At 34.2% G+C, this 18,049-nt stretch carries 13 protein-coding genes and 1 pseudogene; 9 read left to right on the forward strand and 5 right to left on the reverse strand.

The window, feature by feature from the left end:
- Positions 1-10: 10 nt before the first annotated feature.
- Positions 11-928 carry an energy-coupling factor transporter transmembrane component T family protein gene (locus AB9Q04_RS04635; RefSeq protein ID WP_394011204.1) on the reverse strand — a complete coding sequence of 306 codons (918 nt, stop codon included), beginning with the start codon at positions 926-928 and terminating at the stop codon, positions 11-13.
- A gap of 127 nt (positions 929-1,055) precedes the next feature.
- Here AB9Q04_RS04635 and AB9Q04_RS04640 point away from each other — a divergent pair, with 127 nt between their 5' ends.
- The 4 genes from AB9Q04_RS04640 to AB9Q04_RS04655 all read left to right on the forward strand — a co-directional run bounded on the left by AB9Q04_RS04640 (position 1,056) and on the right by AB9Q04_RS04655 (position 10,116).
- On the forward strand, positions 1,056-1,565 hold the full coding sequence (locus tag AB9Q04_RS04640; RefSeq protein ID WP_410024204.1) for a nitroreductase family protein: 510 nt from the start codon (positions 1,056-1,058) through the stop codon (positions 1,563-1,565).
- Between the two features lie 153 nt (positions 1,566-1,718).
- Positions 1,719-5,510: a DNA-directed RNA polymerase subunit beta gene (gene rpoB, locus AB9Q04_RS04645; protein WP_410024205.1), complete on the forward strand. Its 3,792-nt coding sequence runs from the start codon at positions 1,719-1,721 to the stop codon at positions 5,508-5,510.
- A gap of 8 nt (positions 5,511-5,518) precedes the next feature.
- Complete coding sequence (gene rpoC / locus AB9Q04_RS04650) at positions 5,519-9,082, forward strand: DNA-directed RNA polymerase subunit beta' (protein WP_410024206.1); 3,564 nt, start codon at positions 5,519-5,521, stop codon at positions 9,080-9,082.
- Between the two features lie 125 nt (positions 9,083-9,207).
- Positions 9,208-10,116 (forward strand): hypothetical protein, encoded by a 909-nt coding sequence (locus AB9Q04_RS04655; RefSeq protein ID WP_410024207.1) that lies wholly within the window; start codon positions 9,208-9,210, stop codon positions 10,114-10,116.
- Between the two features lie 54 nt (positions 10,117-10,170).
- On the opposite strand, the gene AB9Q04_RS04660 is transcribed toward AB9Q04_RS04655, so the two are convergent.
- Positions 10,171-11,172: an MsnO8 family LLM class oxidoreductase gene (locus AB9Q04_RS04660; RefSeq protein ID WP_410024208.1), complete on the reverse strand. Its 1,002-nt coding sequence runs from the start codon at positions 11,170-11,172 to the stop codon at positions 10,171-10,173.
- A 136-nt stretch (positions 11,173-11,308) separates the two neighbouring features.
- Here AB9Q04_RS04660 and AB9Q04_RS04665 point away from each other — a divergent pair, with 136 nt between their 5' ends.
- The gene (locus AB9Q04_RS04665) at positions 11,309-11,599 is read left to right on the forward strand and encodes a lipoyl domain-containing protein (protein WP_410024209.1); all 291 of its coding nucleotides are present in this window, start codon (positions 11,309-11,311) and stop codon (positions 11,597-11,599) included.
- On the opposite strand, the pseudogene AB9Q04_RS04670 reads toward AB9Q04_RS04665, so the two are convergent.
- From AB9Q04_RS04670 to AB9Q04_RS04680, 3 genes and pseudogenes are all read right to left on the reverse strand, one after another.
- Positions 11,566-11,799, reverse strand: a pseudogene (locus AB9Q04_RS04670) (OsmC family protein); the annotation flags it as partial. The gene AB9Q04_RS04665 and the pseudogene AB9Q04_RS04670 overlap by 34 nt on opposite strands.
- Positions 11,800-11,906: 107 nt before the next feature.
- Entirely contained in the window at positions 11,907-12,404 is a 498-nt protein-coding gene (tpx, locus tag AB9Q04_RS04675) for a thiol peroxidase (RefSeq protein ID WP_410024210.1), read from the reverse strand.
- A gap of 52 nt (positions 12,405-12,456) precedes the next feature.
- The gene (locus tag AB9Q04_RS04680; RefSeq protein ID WP_410024211.1) at positions 12,457-13,908 is read right to left on the reverse strand and encodes an FAD/NAD(P)-binding protein; all 1,452 of its coding nucleotides are present in this window, start codon (positions 13,906-13,908) and stop codon (positions 12,457-12,459) included.
- 179 nt (positions 13,909-14,087) lie between these two features.
- On the opposite strand from AB9Q04_RS04680, the gene rpsL reads away from it, so the two are divergent.
- The 4 genes from rpsL to AB9Q04_RS04700 all read left to right on the forward strand — a co-directional run.
- Positions 14,088-14,501 carry a 30S ribosomal protein S12 gene (gene rpsL, locus AB9Q04_RS04685; RefSeq protein WP_394011213.1) on the forward strand — a complete coding sequence of 138 codons (414 nt, stop codon included), beginning with the start codon at positions 14,088-14,090 and terminating at the stop codon, positions 14,499-14,501.
- A gap of 142 nt (positions 14,502-14,643) precedes the next feature.
- Positions 14,644-15,114, forward strand: coding sequence for a 30S ribosomal protein S7 (rpsG, locus tag AB9Q04_RS04690; protein WP_394011214.1), 471 nt, complete (start codon positions 14,644-14,646; stop codon positions 15,112-15,114).
- Between the two features lie 12 nt (positions 15,115-15,126).
- Positions 15,127-17,199 carry an elongation factor G gene (fusA, locus tag AB9Q04_RS04695; protein WP_394018753.1) on the forward strand — a complete coding sequence of 691 codons (2,073 nt, stop codon included), beginning with the start codon at positions 15,127-15,129 and terminating at the stop codon, positions 17,197-17,199.
- A gap of 16 nt (positions 17,200-17,215) precedes the next feature.
- Positions 17,216-18,049, forward strand: an 834-nt coding sequence (locus AB9Q04_RS04700) for an elongation factor Tu (protein WP_410024212.1), incomplete at its 3' end; no start/stop codon positions are given.

The raw sequence follows: 18,049 nt of genomic DNA on the forward strand, positions 1-18,049 counted from the left end.
TTTTAAATTTTTATTTTTTATCTTTGTTAATATCGTCTATCTTTATTCTAGTAAATTGGGATTTGTCAAAAACTTTATCTTCTTTTTCTTTTTTTATCTTAACAGCTTCATCTTCTCCATAAATTTCTCCGTCTTTTTCCTTATTTTCATAAGAAGTTTTATTGGTAGTTATTTTTGGAGTTTTTTCTTCACTTTTACTAGTAGCTTTATCATTACTTTCAAAGACCATTTTTTGATCTTTTTCTACTAGCTTGCGATTAGATGATTCATTACTTTTTACTATTTTCTTTTGGTCAATAGCTTTGGTTTCTTGGTTTACTTTTGGATTTTTATCGGTTGATTTTTTATTATCCTTAACTACCTTTATCTCATCTGTATTTTCTACAACTGTATCAACGTCTATATTTTTATTTGTTTGATTTTCTTTTTCGACTGCAACATCATCAAATTCTATAAAGTCATTTAATCTATTAGATTCAGTTTGATAGTTATTTTCTTTTAGATATAGACCACGAGTCTTAGCTATCAAACCTAAAAGTGAATTTAAAACTAAAAGTCCATTCAGGACAAATATAACAAATATTATATTTGTAGTTAGATTTCTAAATGTTATGTAGAAAAATATTGTAAGTGCTAAAAATAATAAGCCAAATACAAAGTTTGATAGGTGATATTCGCCAGTATCACCAGCCTTATATATGTGTCTAGTGATTATAAAGTTTACTATAAATAGTAGGGCAAAAATCAATATAAATATTGGCTTTACAATACTAGCTGATATTCCTTGAAAACCTAGTAAATCTAAAAATGATATTAGTAAACTTGTATCAACTAAGATAGTAAATCCTATCCCTAATAAAAATAAAATAGTAACAAGGGATCTATATATTCCGGTTATTATACTAAATAATTTAACTGTATCTTTCATATCTCCTCCATTGGTCTCATTATAACATAAAAGGCCCATATTTAGGATTTATTTATCAATAAAACTAATAAAATCAGGTCGCAATAATAGCTTAAATTCGTATAGTAATAGTAAAGTGAGGTAATTTATGGATTTTTATGAAGTATTAGAAAAACGAGTTTCTACAAGAAAGTATACTGATGAAAAAGTATCTGAAAAGGATATTGAAAAATTAATAGATGCAGCCTACAAAGCACCTATTGGATTAGGAGCATATGATAACTCTCGCCTAACAGTTATTAAGGATAAGTCTTTAATAGAAGATATTAGCAAAGAGTATATGCAAAAATTAGATAAAAAGGCTGACCCTTTATTTGATGCTCCGTTGTTGATTATATTTTCATCTGATAATAAAGAAAATGACCTAAGATTTCAAGATGCTGGATGTGTATTAGAAAATATTTCTCTTGCTGCAACAAGCCTTGGCCTAGGATCTTGCTATATTAGAGGAGTTTTTCATAATTTGGGTGATGATGCCAAGTACATTGAAAAATTAAATCTTGATGAGGGATTTTACCCCGTAAGCGGCATTGTAATAGGTCATAGCAAAGATGAGCTATTAGGTAAAGAACATACTATAAAAACTAATATTATATAAATTGAAAAGTTACTTGACAAATCCTAGTTAAACATAGTATAATTAAGCATTGCTAGAAATCTACACACAAAAGATTTTTATTCGTTATTAAGGCTAAGATATTTGCGTATTTTTAGCCTTTTGTGTTTTTAAAAGATAAGGAGTTTTTAATTAATGGCCCAATATCACAACGAGATGTTTGGAAGAACTGAGAGAGTGAGCTTTTCCAAATTCCCTCAAGTCTTAGATCTACCTAATTTACTAAAAGTTCAAAAAGATTCATATGAATGGTTTTTAAATGAAGGTCTTGGCGAAATTTTAGAAGATATTTCCCCAATTGAAGATTATAATGGAAACTTAATTTTAGAGTTTGTTGGATATGAATTTGATGAAGAAACAAAATACACTATCCAAGAAACAAAATATAAAGATACAACATATTCCCGTGACCTAAAAGTTAAGGCAAGACTTATTAATAAAGAAACTGAAGAAGTAAAAGAACAAGAAGTTTTCATGGGAGATTTCCCAATGATGACCGATTCTGCAACTTTCGTAATAAACGGTGCAGAAAGGGTAATTGTAAGCCAACTTGTTCGTTCTCCAGGAGTTTATTATGCAGAAGAGACAGATAAATCTGGAGATAAATTATATTCTTCAACTGTAATTCCAAATAGAGGAGCTTGGATAGAGTTTGATACAGATGCAAGTCACACTGTAAATGTACGTCTTGATAGAACTCGTAAACTACCAGCAACAACTCTAGTACGTGCACTTTTATTTGAAACTGATGATGAAATTATAAATGCACTTGGAGATACAAAACACCTTAGAACTACCTTAGAAAAAGAAAATTCTGAGACTAGTGAAGAGGCTTTAATTGAAATTTATAGAAAATTAAAACCAGGAGACCCAGCAAGTTTAGAATCTTCACAAAATCTTATCAACAACCTATTATTTGATGATAGAAGATATGATTTAGCAAAAGTAGGAAGATACAAATATAACTTAAAACTTGCTCTATGGCCAAGAATTGAAGGCAGAGTTGCAGCAAATGATGTTATTGATGGACAAACAGGAGAGCTTTTCGTAAAAGAAGGCGATAAAATCGATCGTCAAACAGCCATTGCAATTGAAAATGCAGGTATAAACTCTGTTGACATTATAAAAGTAAACAATGATGGGGAAGACCAAGTCTTAAGAATAGTTGGTAACCACTTTGTAGATATCACTTCTTTTGAAGAATTAGAAGGTGTTGACTACGATGTTGATGAATTCTCAGAAAAAGTTTACTATCCAGTTATGAGAGAAATTCTAGATCAACACGATTCTGCAGATGAGATTATAGTAGCCATGAATGCTCGTAAAAAAGAATTATCTCCAAAAAATGTTACAAAAGCAGACTTACTTGCAATTGTAAACTATCAATTTAACCTATTTGAAGGTATTGGTGAAGTTGATGATATCGACCACTTAGGTAACCGTAGAGTTCGTGGTGTTGGAGAATTACTACAAAACCAATTTAGAGTTGGTTTAGCTCGTATGGAAAGAGTTGTTCGTGAAAGAATGACAACTCAAGACCCAGATTTAGCTACACCACAAGGACTTATCAATATAAAACCTGTAACGGCTGTTATAAAAGAATTCTTTGGTAGCTCCCAACTTTCACAATTCATGGATCAAACAAATCCTATGAGTGAGCTAACCCATAAAAGAAGATTATCAGCGCTAGGACCAGGTGGTTTATCAAGAGATAGAGCAGGAGTTGAAGTACGTGACGTCCACGATTCTCACTACGGTAGAATTTGTCCAATAGAAACTCCAGAAGGACCAAATATCGGTCTTATAACATCTCTTACAACCTATGCAAGAATTAATAAATATGGATTTATCGAAACTCCATATAGGGTTGTAAAAGAAGGTGGAGTTGTTACAGATGAAATTGATTATCTAACCGCAGATACAGAAGATAACTACATCATTGCCCAAGCCAACGAACCTCTTGATGATGAAAATAGATTTATAAACGAAAGAGTATCAGGTCGTGGTCTTAACGGTGAAAATGATATTTATCCAAGAGAAAAAATCCAATACATGGACGTTTCTCCTCAACAGATCGTATCAGTTGGAGCATCACTAATCCCATTCTTAGAAAACGACGATAGTACTCGTGCGCTAATGGGTGCCAACATGCAACGTCAAGCAGTTCCACTACTAAAAGCAGAAGCTCCAATCATTGCAACAGGAATTGAGCATAGAGCTGCAAAAGACTCTGGTGTTTGTGTAGTTTCTAAAAATGCTGGAGAAGTAGTATATGTTGGTGATAATCAAATCAAAGTAAAAAGAGACTCTGATGGAGAAATTGACTCTTATGAATTATTAAAATTTGAAAGAGCCAACCAAGGTACAACAATTAACCAAAGACCACTTGTAAGAAATGGTGATAAAGTAGATGCCAATGAAATATTAGCAGATGGTCCTTCTACTAAAGATGGAGAACTAGCTTTAGGTAAAAATATCCTAATTGCCTTTACAACATGGGAAGGTTACAACTTCGAGGATGCTATGCTTCTTAACGAAGAATTAGTAATCGATGATGTACTAACATCAGTTCATATAGAAGAACATGAATGTGAAGCACGTGAAACAAAACTAGGTGCAGAAGAAATTACCAAAGATATACCAAATGTCGGCGAAGATATGAAAAAAGACCTTGATGAAAATGGGGTTATAAGAATCGGAGCTGAAGTAAAATCGGGTGATATCCTAGTAGGAAAAGTATCTCCAAAAGGAGAAACTGAACTATCACCAGAAGAAAGATTACTAAGAGCAATCTTTGGTGAAAAAGCTCGTGAAGTACGCGATACATCACTAAAAGTACCACACGGTGAAGAAGGTATTGTAGTAGATGTAAAAGAATATAACAAAAAAGATGGAGATGAACTATCTCCAGGTGTAAATAAAGTAATTAGAGTTTATGTAGCAACCAAAAGAAAAATCATGGTTGGGGATAAAATGTGTGGTCGTCACGGTAACAAGGGGGTTGTTTCTCGTATATTACCACGTGAAGATATGCCATTTTTACCAGATGGTACACCAGTACAAATCTGCTTAAACCCACTAGGTATCCCAAGCCGTATGAACCTTGGACAAGTACTAGAAGTACACATGGGTCTTGCTGCAAGAACTATGGGATGGAAAGTTGCAACACCAGTATTTGACGGGGCAACAGATTTAGAAATCGAAGATGCCCTAGAAGAAGCAGCACAAACTGCTCCATACATTAACAAAACAGGAAAAATCGAGCTACGTGATGGTAGAACGGGTGAAAGTTTTGAAAACCCAGTAACAGTTGGGGTAATGTATATGCTAAAACTTCACCACATGGTAGAAGAAAAAATCCACGCTAGATCAATAGGTCCATACTCACTAGTAACCCAACAACCACTAGGTGGTAAGGCACAATTTGGTGGACAAAGATTTGGAGAAATGGAAGTTTGGGCGCTAGAAGCATACGGAGCAAGCCACACCCTACAAGAAATCCTAACTGTAAAATCAGATGATGTTACTGGACGTGTAAAAACATACGAAGCTATTGTAAAAGGTGAAAATATCCCAGAACCAGGTACACCAGAATCATTTAAAGTACTAGTTAAAGAACTACAATCACTTGCTCTTGATGTAGAGTTACTTGACCAAGAAGGAAGTGTTATTGAGCTAAAAGAAAATGTTGATGAACAAGATAGATTTAGCCAAGTAGATAAAATAGATGCATCAAAAATTAAATCCCAAACCAGATCTTTAACTCAAAACTCAACTGAGGAAGTTTCAAATATAGAGGCTAATCAAACTGCTGTAAAAGATGAAGAAAATGTTGAAAGCAGTGATGATATCTTAGCAGACGATGAGTTTGAAACTAGATATGAAGAAACTGATAGCGAAGGATTTAGTATCGAAGAATTAGAATAGGGAGATTTATGAGCGAATTAACACAATTTGACGGGATGAGGATGAAAATCGCATCCCCTGAAAAAATCAGATCCTGGTCTCATGGTGAAGTTAAAAAACCTGAGACAATAAATTATAGAACCCTTAAACCAGAAAAAGATGGTCTATTTTGTGAAAAAATCTTTGGACCAACAAAAGATTATGAATGCTCTTGTGGTAAATACAAGAGAATTAGATATAAAGGCGTAGTTTGTGAAAAATGTGGTGTTGAAGTTACCAAAGCAAAAGTACGTCGTGAGAGAATGGGCCATATAGAGCTTGCAGCTCCAGTATCACACATTTGGTACTTTAAAGGTATACCATCAAAAATGGGACTACTTTTAGATATGAGCCCAAGAATCCTTGAAAAAATTCTTTACTTTGCATCTTATGTGGTAATCAATCCTGGTGAATCAGGCTTTGCTTTTAAGGAAGAAATCTCAGAAACTCAATACCAAGAAGCCCTAGAACTACATCCAGATGACTTAGAATTTAACGCTGCAATGGGGGCAGAAGCTGTTAAAGAACTGCTTGCAACTATTGATTTAGAAAAAGAATACGAAATATTACTAAAAGAATTAGAAGAATCTACAGGTCAAAAGAAAGTTAGAATTTCAAGACGACTTGAAGTTGTAGATGCTTTTATGACATCAGGAAACCGTCCAGAATGGATGATTTTAGATGTACTACCAGTTATGCCGCCAGAACTTAGACCAATGGTACAACTTGAAGGTGGTAGATTTGCTACATCTGACCTAAATGATCTTTATAGACGTGTTATAAATAGAAATAACAGATTAAAAAGACTTTTAGATATTGGTGCTCCAGAAATCATCGTTCGTAACGAAAAAAGAATGCTTCAAGAAGCAGTTGATGCCCTAATCGACAACGGACGTCGTGGACGTGCAGTAACTGGTGCATCAAATAGAAATATGAAATCACTTTCTGATTTACTAAAGGGTAAGTCAGGTAGATTTAGACAAAACTTACTTGGTAAACGTGTAGACTACTCAGGTCGTTCAGTTATTGTAGTAGGACCAGACCTTAAATTTAACCAATGTGGTCTACCACAAGAAATGGCCCTTGAATTATTCAAACCCTTTATTATGAATAAAGTAGTAGACCGTGGTATGGCTCATAACTTAAAATCTGCTAAAAAAATGGTAGAGAAAAAAGATCCAAGAGTTTATGACGTCCTAGAAGAAGTTATAAAAGATCACCCAGTTTTACTAAACCGTGCTCCGACTCTACACAGACTAGGTATTCAATCCTTTGAGCCAGTTTTGGTAGAAGGAAAGGCAATGAAGCTTCATCCACTTGCTTGTAATGCCTTTAACGCCGACTTTGATGGAGACCAAATGGCTATCCACTTACCTTTATCAAATGAAGCACAAATAGAAGCAAGACTTTTAATGATGTCTACAAATAACATTCTTGGACTAAAAGATGGTAAACCAATTACCTCTCCTTCTCAAGATATGGTGCTAGGGGCTTATTACCTAACAACTATAAAAGAAGGTGCCAAAGGTGAAGGCATGGTATTTGAATCTACAAATGAGATGAAAAAAGCTCTTCTTGCAGGAGATGTAGAATACCAATCTAGGGTAAGTGTTAGAGTAAAACATTCACCAGATGATCCAGGTCAAATCGTCGAATCTTCCGTAGGTAGATTTATCTATAATGAAGGTATCCCACAAGATTTAGGATATGTAAATAGAAAAGAAGATCCATATTCTCTAGAAATTAACCAAGTGGCAGATTCTGGAGTGTTAAAAGATATCGTAGATAGATGCTTTAGAAGACATGGTAATATAAAAACTGCAGAAGTACTTGACTACATCAAACAAACAGGTTATAAATACTCAACATTGTCAGGGCTTACTGTTTCTATGGCAGATGTTACTATTCCAAAAGAAAAATGGGATATCATAGCAGATGCAGATGCAGAAGTGGATAATTACGAAAAATTATACAGACGTGGTTTAATTACAGATGAAGAAAGATATGAAAAAGTTATCGATATTTGGAGAGAAACCACAGACAAAGTAACAGAGGCTCTACTAACAGACTTACGTAGTGATAATAATATCAAAATCTTTGCTGATTCTGGTGCCCGTGGTTCTACAAACCAAATCAGACAGCTAGGCGGTATGCGTGGGCTGATGAGTCAGGCCGATGGTAAAACTATCGAAATTCCTGTAAAAGCAAACTTCCGTGAAGGGTTATCTGTACAAGAATACTTTATTTCTTCCCACGGTTCACGTAAGGGTCTTACAGATACAGCCCTAAGAACTGCCGACTCAGGATACTTAACACGTCGTATGGTAGATATTTCTCAAGATGTTATTGTTACAGAGGATGATTGTCATACAAATGGTTATGTAGAAGCTTACGAATTTAAAGATGGTAACGAATTAATCGAAAATCTTTACACTCGTATAGTAGGTCGTACATCATTTGAAGATATTAAAGATGAAAATGGTGAAACCTTAGCTGCCAAAGACCAATTAATCGATGAAGATACAGCAGAAAAAATTGTTGCAGCTGGGGTAAAAAGAGTAAAATTACGTTCAGTATTAGAATGTAGAGCAAAACAAGGTGTTTGTGCTGCATGCTATGGACGTAACCTTGCTACAGGAAAACCTGTAAATATCGGGGAAGCAGTAGGTATTATTGCTGCCCAATCAATCGGTGAACCGGGTACACAGCTTACAATGAGAACCTTCCACTCTGGTGGTATCGCAGGTGTAGGAATTACATCAGGTCTTCCAAGGGTAGAAGAGTTATTTGAAGCACGTAAGCCAAAAGGACTTGCTTATATTGCAGAAAATAGCGGTACAGTAACTCTTATCCAAAATGAAAAGAAAACAGACGTAGAAATCGAATCAGAAGATGGACACGTACAAAAATACAATATTCCATTTGGTTCTAGAATCATAGTTCGTGATGGAGATGTAGTAGAAAAGGGCCAACAACTAACAGAAGGTTCCCTAGATCCACACGATGTTTTAAATGTACTTGGCAAAATTGGAGTACAAGACTATATTACAAAAGAAGTTCAAAAAGTATATAGAATCCAAGGGGTAGAAATCGATGATAGACATATCGAAGTAATTGCCCGCCAAATGCTTAAAAAAGTTAAGATTGATGAATCAGGTGACACAGAATTCTTACCAGGTTCCCTACAAGAAAGACGTGATGTTAACCTTGTAAACGAACAAATGATTGAAGAAGGAAAAGAGCCTGCAGAATATACTCAAGAATTACTAGGTATCACAAAAGCATCACTTGCAACAGATTCTTGGTTATCAGCAGCATCCTTCCAAGAAACAACAAGAGTTCTTACAGATGCATCTATAAAAGGAAAAGTAGATGACCTAATGGGTCTAAAAGAAAATATCATTATCGGTAAACTTATACCAGCAGGTACAGGTATGAAACGTTATAATGATGTAAATATAGACTATGAAACAAAAGACCTAGAAGATGCACAAATTGCTATGAACATAGAAGAAGCTGAGAGTTTAGAAGCTGATGAGCAATTGCAAAACTAAGTAACTTTAAAAACAACCGATTAAAGTCGGTTGTTTTTTTATGTTTAACTTTATTATGCTAAAAATAGGGTATAATTATCAAAAGTCACAAAGCGATTTATAAAAATTTATGAGAGGACCTATGGATGTATAAAGAATATTCAGTTTTTAAGGCTAAACCTATTGAATCTTTGAAAATTTATAAAATAGTCACTGGAATAATTACCAGTCTTATATTTATAATTTCTTATGCTTATCCAGTTTTTGTAGATATAAGTAGTTTTGACCCTAATCAAGGAAATTTTATAGTACATATTATATTAAGTCAGATTAAAATGCTGCTAGCTTTTGTAATAAGTATTCTAATCCATGAGTTAGGACATTTATTTTTTGGTCTAATCTTTTCTAGGAAATTTCAATCAATTAGGATATTAGGCTTAACCTTTAAAAAAGAAGATGGAAAATATAGATTTACTAAAAATAAATCTAAAATATCAGTTGCAGGGCAAGTGGTTACCACAAATTATGGTAAGTATGATAATGCTAAATTTATCCTATACAATCTAGGTGGACTTATATTCGAGTTTATTACTTTAATTATATTATTTTCCACTAATAAGGCCCCATACCTTAGATCAATTACCTTAGACCTTACTCTGATGGAATTAGTTCCAATGAGATATGCCAGTGGATTGGGTGGAAATGATATTTATAATGTCTTATCCTTAATATTTTCTTCAAATATCCGCTCATCCTTTAAAGTTTACGAAGAAATAGATCCTTTGTATGATGATGTAAGCTATAGCTATGAAGATATAAAAAAAATTGAAGATTGTCTTCTTAATTCTGGCTATCTTTTTAATAAACATCTATTATATATTTACTATGCAAACTATTTTCTTAAAGAAAAAGAAATACCACAAGCAACACACTATTTAAATCTTGCTAAGTCAATGGAGGCTGATTTTCCAGATGAAGAAAAGTTTTTCTATCTAGAAGAGGATATAGAAAGAATAGAAAATAAGTTGGTTTTAGTAGAGGAAACTAATGATTAAACAAAAAACTGACCTTAGAAATTAGTCGTAAGGTCAGTTTTTCTTTGCTTATATTTATTCAAATATTTCCTTTAAGGCCTTGTAAGTATTAATCCTATTATCTACTCCGTAGATAGGTGTGAAAGCTAGGATTTCATCAAGTTCAAATTGGTCTACTTCATCATGGAGGATATCAGCAATTTCTTTTTTGCTACCTTTTAGGATAAATCTTGCATCATAAGATTGTTTTAATAAAGATTCTTCATTTAAGGTAAATTCATAGTCTTTTACCATTGCTGGATCGATAAGTCCTTGGGATGCTCCTCTTGCTTGTTGTAAGTGGAAATAATCAAAGGCCTTACCTAAATATTCTAATTCTTCCTTGTCATCTGAAATTAACATCTTATAAAACATAGAAATGTAAGATTTATCAGCAAAGCTAGATGGTTTAAAATTATTTTTATAAGAACTAAATAGGCTAGCTGGAGTTTCCACTGCAAAAAATTTAGCATGAGAATATGGCAAACCCCATTCTGCTGCCATGCCCATGGCCTGGCCTGTAGATCCTAACATCCAAGGAGTAGCTAGTTTTTCGTTTTTATTTGGCATAGCCTTGGCTCTAGCATATACTGGATCATCTGGTGTCTTATCTTCTAAATAGTCTAGTATTACTTTTATTTCTTGATATAAAGTTTGAGTTTTGCTAGGGAAATTTTGATTTAGGGCACGCATCTCTAAAGGACCAGATCCTGGTGCACGTCCTATACCTAGGTCGACCCTGCCGGGAGCAAGTTCTGCTAGAGTTTTAAAAGTTTCTGCAATCTTTAGTGGTGAATAGTGCATAACCATAGTTCCGCCAGTACCTATAGTTATATTTTCTGTTTCAGCAAGAAAATATGCTGTTAAAATTTCTGGTGCAACTGAAAGTAGGTTTTCAAAGCCATGGTGCTCTGCAAACCAATATCTATCGTATCCAAGCTTGTCTAATTCACTTACCATTTTTCTAGTATCGTTTAAGACATCTTGGTTAGTTTTTCCTTGTTCTCTTAACAATAAATCATGAACTCCAAGTTTCATTATTAACCTCCTTAAAGTTTTTAAATATTGTTAATATTACTATACTATAAGTTATTTTATATTGGCAGAAATATATCAAGATGGGAAAATGTATGCATAAAAGTTATAATAATCCTAGCAAATATTGGAGGTAAATATGGAAAAAGAATTAAAGGTGCCAGTACTAAACACCACAGCAGAAGGTGGAACTCTTACTAAGGGGTTAAAGAGTGAAAGAGAAGGTGTAAAAGCTGGTGAAATAGTTTACGAAGCAGAAATTCTTAAAGTAACTCTTGAAATGAAAGCTGTGGAAGACTTTCTTCTTAAAAAAATCCTTGTAAATGAAGGAGAAACCATAAATGAAGGAATGAGCTTAGCTATTGGGTCACCCTTCATAAGATCTGGTACATCTACATCACCTTCAACTTCTATTTCAAGTGATTCGTAAGGAAGATCCTTTGCTTTTGCAAAAGATTTAAAAACTAGGGCTTGGCAACCAGCTAGGGCAACTAGTAAATATTCACCAGGGTTCATGCCCTTATCATAACCACCAGCTTCTACTGGTTCATCAATCATTACTTTGTGAGTGCCATTGCCAATTTCTACTTGTAATCCTTCATTTAGTAGGTTGGCATTTACTTTCAACATAATTTTTTTTGTAGATATTACTAATATAAATTATATTTAATAATTAGAAAAACGTTAACATTTATACAAATAAAAATCACCAGCCTCTTTAACTGGTGATATTATTTCTAGATTAATTTTTTTACTTCTTCTAAAGCTTTATCAAAATCTACTTCGTTTGTTACTTCTGGTACATATTCTACGTAAGCAACTTCTCCATTTTTATCAACAACTACTACACCACGAGCTAGAAGCTTATTTTCTTCCATTAGGAAGCCATATTTTTCTCCAAATTCACGGTCTTTGTAGTCTGAGATCATTAGGTTATTTTCGATTCCTTCGTTTGAACAGAATCTTGCTTGGGCAAATGGTAGGTCTTCTGTAATTGTTACTACATTTACACCTTCAAGTGAGCTAGCTTCTTTGTTAAATTTTTTAGCTTGTAGGGCACACACATCTGTATCTAGAGATGGAGCTACTGAATAGATTACTACTTTGTTATCACAATTTTCGCTTGACCACTCGCTTAGGTCATTATTTGTTGCTTTGAATGCTGGTGCTTTGTCACCAACTTTTATAGGTTCACCAACTAAGTTTACTTTATTTCCTGCAAATGTTATATCCATTATTATTTCCTCCTAAATTCAATTTACTATACAAATATCTTATACCCATAAATTATTTTTTTAAATTTTTCATAAAATCTTTAGCCATTTGCTCACTGGAAATTAAAACTGATCTGAGGTCATTGTTAGAAATATCAATGCTTTCAGTCCACATACCGTTTAAATATAAGTTTTTTACTCGCCCGTATTTGCTTGTAAGAGGGTTATAGCTTGGATATAATACATTGATATTTTTCTTATCATCTGCTTCTATTAACCTATTCTTAAATAAACTTTTGAGCAAGTCATCATTTTTTATAGCCTTGGTCAAGTCTTTTTCAAATCCTTGGGCATTATAGATTTTATCAGTGGTAAACTCTTGCTTATCTTCTGTTTCAACCTTAAATTTACCGTCTATAAAATTGATATCCTCAGTATTTTTTACAATTTTAATCTTACCAACATCTAAGTCATATAAAATTTTTTCCATAGTAATAGCGGGAGTTTTGGTCATAAGATAGACAATTTTTGGCAGGTATTCTTCTCTAAATTTTATGCGGTCTAGGCCATTAAAGGAATTATATAGTTTGCTACTGGCATACCAAAGTTCTAGGGTATAGCTTTGGCAAAATTCTAGCTTAAAGTCTTTATCTTCTAGGGTTTTTTTAGAAAGTTTTGGGCTATTATCCTTATAATAATTATAAATCTCATCAAAATTTAAGGATACTTTTCTAAAATCATCATTAAAAGCTTTTTTAAACTCAGAAAGACTTACAAAACCTTGCTCGTTTTTATGGCTATCTACCCACTGATTATCAATGGAGCAAATATTTCTAGGATAATTTTCTCTAATTTCAGGCAGGGCAAAAAATGAGCTATTTGTAAAAAAATAAAGGGGTTTACTAAATTCAGTATATTCCCTAAGGTACCTATAAATATCAATGGCAGCTGGACCTGTTCCAATTATTCCTATCTCATCATCACATTTTATATTTATAATTTTTTCTCTAAGAGGGTAGGGATTTGCTATGTAGTTTTCATAAGTTTTTAAATTATAGTCATCCTTATAATAAGATTGGCCGATAGTTAAAAAAACTGCTTGGTAGGGACCGTATGATTTATCTATAGTTTCAATGTTAAATACATTCATATCTTTTAAAACGTTTTTAACCTCTGTTTGGTATATAGACACATTCGGGTGGCTAAAATATTTTTTATAACTTTCTTTGGCATATTTACCAAAGATAGGACGGGGGATTTTTCCTTCCTTAGTTGGTAAATCTTCATAATTTTGCTCTAACCAATTTTTAAACTCACTATGATCATCTATATTTATATTCATATGCTCAATGGGAGTATTTAAGATTTTATATAAGTCATCATCTTCATAAGCAGGACCAACAGCAAGCTCATTTCTTTTTTCAAAAACATCTATATAAATATCTTCATTAAAACTATCATCCTCTATTATATTTTTTAGGACATTTGCCCCACTTATCCCGCAACCTACGATAGCTATTTTCATAAAATCTCCTTACTTATCATCTTTTCTTAATGATAATTATATAATATATATACCAATATATAAATAGAGATAATTGTTTTATAAAACATTTGACATCAAGGCCTTAAGATAGTACACTTATTAAGTATTGGCGTGAGATATGCCAATTTATTAAATTTTAAAAGAAAAGGAGGTGCATTATGCCTACAATTAACCAACTTGTTAGAAAAAGTAGAAAAAGTACAGAAACAAAATCTAACACACCAGCATTAGGTTACAACTACAATACTTTAAAAGGTAGAATTACTCCTAACCAATCACCACAAAAACGTGGCGTTTGTACATCAGTAAGAACAGTAACACCTAAAAAACCTAACTCAGCTTTACGTAAAGTTGCCAGAGTTAGACTTACAAATGGTGCTGAAGTACTTTCATACATCCCAGGAATTGGTCACAACCTACAAGAACACAGTGTTGTACTAATCAGAGGTGGAAGAGTAAAAGACCTTCCAGGTGTGCGTTACCACATCATAAGAGGTACTCTTGATACTGCAGGAGTAGATGGACGTAAACAAGGTAGATCTAAATACGGTGCTAAAAAGAACCAAAACTAGAATCTAAAGATACAAGTGCATAATGTACCTATAATTAAGATATAAATTATTAGAAAAATTATGGTATAGTCATGCACACTAACGACAAATATTAGTCGAGTACTAATGATATTACACATAATTGGTAAAGGAGGGAAGCAAAGTGTCAAGAAAGGGACATATACCAAAAAGAGAAGTAATGCCTGACGCTAAGTATAACGATAGAGTTGTAACAAAACTTATCAATAACGTTATGCTTGATGGTAAAAAAGGCCTTGCAACAAGAATTGTCTACGATGCATTTGCCATTGTGGAAGAAACAACAGGAAATGACGCACTAGAAGTATTCTACCAAGCGCTTGAAAACATTATGCCTACACTAGAAGTTAAAGCAAGAAGAATCGGTGGTGCTAACTACCAAGTTCCTATGGAAGTTAGACCAGAAAGAAGACAAACTTTAGCTTTAAGATGGTTAGTTAATTTCTCAAGAGCTCGTGGTGAAAAAACTATGGTAGAAAGACTAGCAAAAGAAATTCTAGACGCATCTAACAACTCTGGTGCAGCTGTAAGAAGAAAAGAAGAAATGCACAGAGCAGCAGAAGCTAACAAAGCCTTTGCACACTACAGATATTAATAGGGGGAAAATTTGGCTAGACAAGTTTCACTTAAAGATACCAGAAATATCGGGATTATGGCTCACATCGATGCCGGAAAAACTACTACAACAGAAAGAATCCTATATTACACTGGTAAAATTTACAAAATAGGTGATACTCACGATGGTACAGCAGTAATGGACTCCATGGACCAAGAAAAGGAACGTGGTATTACAATCGGTTCAGCTGCAACCACAGCATTTTGGAAAGATCACAGAATTAATATTATCGATACTCCAGGACACGTGGACTTTACTGTAGAAGTAGAAAGATCACTAAGAGTACTTGATAGTGCTGTAGCATTATTCGATGCTAAAAGTGGGGTAGAACCACAATCTGAAACTGTTTGGAGACAAGCTGATAAATACCACATTCCAAGAATTTGTTTTATTAACAAAATGGATGCTACAGGTGCAGACTTCTTCATGGCAGTTGAAACAATTAGAGATAGATTAAAAGCAAATGCAGTACCTATAGAAATTCCAATAGGATCTGAACAAGAATTCCAAGGTGCAGTTGACTTAATTACAATGGAAGCTGTAACTTACAACACAGAAGACTTAGGTGCTCACCCAGTATATGGAGAAATCCCAGCAGATCTTAAAGATCAAGCTGAAGAATATAGAAACAACCTTTTAGAAGAATTATCAGAAATTGATGATAACATCATGATGAAATACCTAGAAGGTGAAGAAGTTACTGTAGAAGAAATTAAAGCTGCAATTAGAAAAGGAACAATCGAACAAAAGATTTTCCCATGTCTATGCGGTTCAGCATACAAAAACAAAGGTGTTCAACCACTACTAGATTCTATCATTGAATTTATGCCAAGCCCATTAGATGTACCAAGCATTAAAGGTATCGATCCAAAAGATGAATCAGTTGAATTGGAAAGAAAAGCAGATGATAATGAACCAACAAGTGCATTAGCATTTAAAGTTGTAACTGATCCATATGTAGGTAAACTAATCTATACAAGAATTTATTCAGGTACAATTGAATCAGGTTCATACATCTATAACGCAACAAAAGGTAAAAGAGAACGTGTTGGACGTATCATGCAAATGCACTCTGATAAACAAGAAGAAATCGACACAGCTTATGCTGGGGATATCGTAGCTTTATTAGGACTTAAAGATACAACAACAGGGGACTCATTATGTGATCAAGATAACCAAATTATCCTTGAAAAAATGGAATTCCCAGATCCAGTAATCTCAGTTGCTATCGAACCAAAAACAAGAGCTTCACAAGATAAGATGATTGTAGGTCTTCAAAAACTAGCAGAAGAAGATCCAACATTCGTAACAAAATCTGATGAAGAAACAGGTCAAACAATCATCTCAGGAATGGGAGAACTTCACCTTGAAGTTATCGTAGATAGACTACTTAGAGAATTCAAAGTAGAAGCTAATATCGGTAACCCACAAGTAGCTTACAGAGAAGGTATCTCACAAGAAGCAGAAGCACAAGGTAAGTTTGTAAGACAATCAGGTGGTTCTGGTCAATACGGTGATGTTCACTTAAGAGTAATCCCAGGTGAAGAAGGATCTGGTATCACATTTGAATCACAAATTGTCGGTGGTTCAGTACCAAGAGAATACATCAGACCAGTTGAAGAAGGTGTACGCGAAGCAGCAGCAAATGGTATCCTAGGTGGCTACCCAATGGTAGATATGCATGTTATCCTTTATGATGGTTCATACCACGAAGTTGACTCATCAGAAGTAGCATTCCACGTAGCAGGATCTATGGGTCTTAAAAATGCAGTTGAAAAAGCTAAACCAGTTCTACTAGAACCAGTAGAAAAAGTAGAAATTACAACACCAGATGAATATCTAGGAGATGTAATGGGAGACGTATCAAGCCGTCGTGGTAAAATTGATGGAATGAATCCAAAAGATGGTATCCACGTACTAGATGCATTTATCCCACTTTCAGAAATGTTTGGTTATGCAACAGACCTAAGAAGTAAAACACAAGGTAGAGCAACATACTCAATGCAATTTGACCACTATGCTCAAGTACCTGAATCAGTAAAAGAACAAATATTAGATAAATAATTAATAGGAGTTAATAATGAGTAAAGCACAATTTGACAGAAGTAAACCACATATTAATATCGGAACAATCGGTCACGTAGACCACGGTAAAACAACAACAACAGCAGCGATTACACAAGCTCTAAACAAAAAATACGGAACAGGTGAAGCAATCGATTATGAAAACATCGATAAAGCACCAGAAGAAAGAGAACGTGGAATCACAATCAACACATCAGTAGTAGAATACGAAACAGCAGATAGACACTACGCACACATCGACGCTCCAGGCCACGCCGACTACGTTAAAAACATGATCACAGGAGCAGCGCAAATGGATGGAGCTATCCTAGTAGTATCAGCAGCAGACGGTCCAATGCCACAAACAAGAGAACACATCCTACTAGCACGCCAAGTAGGAATACCAAAAATCGCAGTATTCCTAAACAAACAAGACCAAGTAGATGATGACGAACTAATCGAATTAGTAGAAATGGAAGTAAGAGACCTACTTTCAGAATACGAATACGATGGAGACAACGCACCAGTAGTAGTAGGATCAGCACTAAAATCCCTACAAGAAGGTGGAGAAGGCGAATGGGCAGATAAAATTCTAGGATTAATGGAAGAAGTAGACGAATACTTTGACATCCCAGAAAGAGACAACGACCAACCATTCCTAATGCCAGTAGAAGACGTAATGACAATCTCAGGACGTGGTACAGTAGCAACAGGTAGAGTAGAAAAAGGAACACTAAAAGTAGGCGATACAGTAGAAATCGTAGGACTAACAGACAAAACTTCAGAAGCAGTAGTAACTGGAGTAGAAATGTTCCACAAATCACTAGACCAAGCAGAATCAGGAGATAAC

It is taken from the genome of Anaerococcus groningensis (assembly GCF_046365465.1).
Taxonomy (GTDB): domain Bacteria; phylum Bacillota; class Clostridia; order Tissierellales; family Peptoniphilaceae; genus Anaerococcus; species Anaerococcus groningensis.

Bases quoted from the DNA above. Each gene is read 5' to 3' on its own strand.
- AB9Q04_RS04660 (WP_410024208.1), bottom strand. From the start codon at position 11,172: ATGAAACTTGGAGTTCATGATTTATTGTTAAGAGAACAAGGAAAAACT.
- rpsL (WP_394011213.1), top strand. From the start codon at position 14,088: ATGCCTACAATTAACCAACTTGTTAGAAAAAGTAGAAAAAGTACAGAA.
- tpx (WP_410024210.1), bottom strand. From the start codon at position 12,404: ATGGATATAACATTTGCAGGAAATAAAGTAAACTTAGTTGGTGAACCT.
- AB9Q04_RS04665 (WP_410024209.1), top strand. From the start codon at position 11,309: ATGGAAAAAGAATTAAAGGTGCCAGTACTAAACACCACAGCAGAAGGT.
- AB9Q04_RS04680 (WP_410024211.1), bottom strand. From the start codon at position 13,908: ATGAAAATAGCTATCGTAGGTTGCGGGATAAGTGGGGCAAATGTCCTA.
- rpoC (WP_410024206.1), top strand. From the start codon at position 5,519: ATGAGCGAATTAACACAATTTGACGGGATGAGGATGAAAATCGCATCC.
- rpoB (WP_410024205.1), top strand. From the start codon at position 1,719: ATGGCCCAATATCACAACGAGATGTTTGGAAGAACTGAGAGAGTGAGC.
- AB9Q04_RS04635 (WP_394011204.1), bottom strand. From the start codon at position 928: ATGAAAGATACAGTTAAATTATTTAGTATAATAACCGGAATATATAGA.
- AB9Q04_RS04655 (WP_410024207.1), top strand. From the start codon at position 9,208: ATGTATAAAGAATATTCAGTTTTTAAGGCTAAACCTATTGAATCTTTG.
- AB9Q04_RS04640 (WP_410024204.1), top strand. From the start codon at position 1,056: ATGGATTTTTATGAAGTATTAGAAAAACGAGTTTCTACAAGAAAGTAT.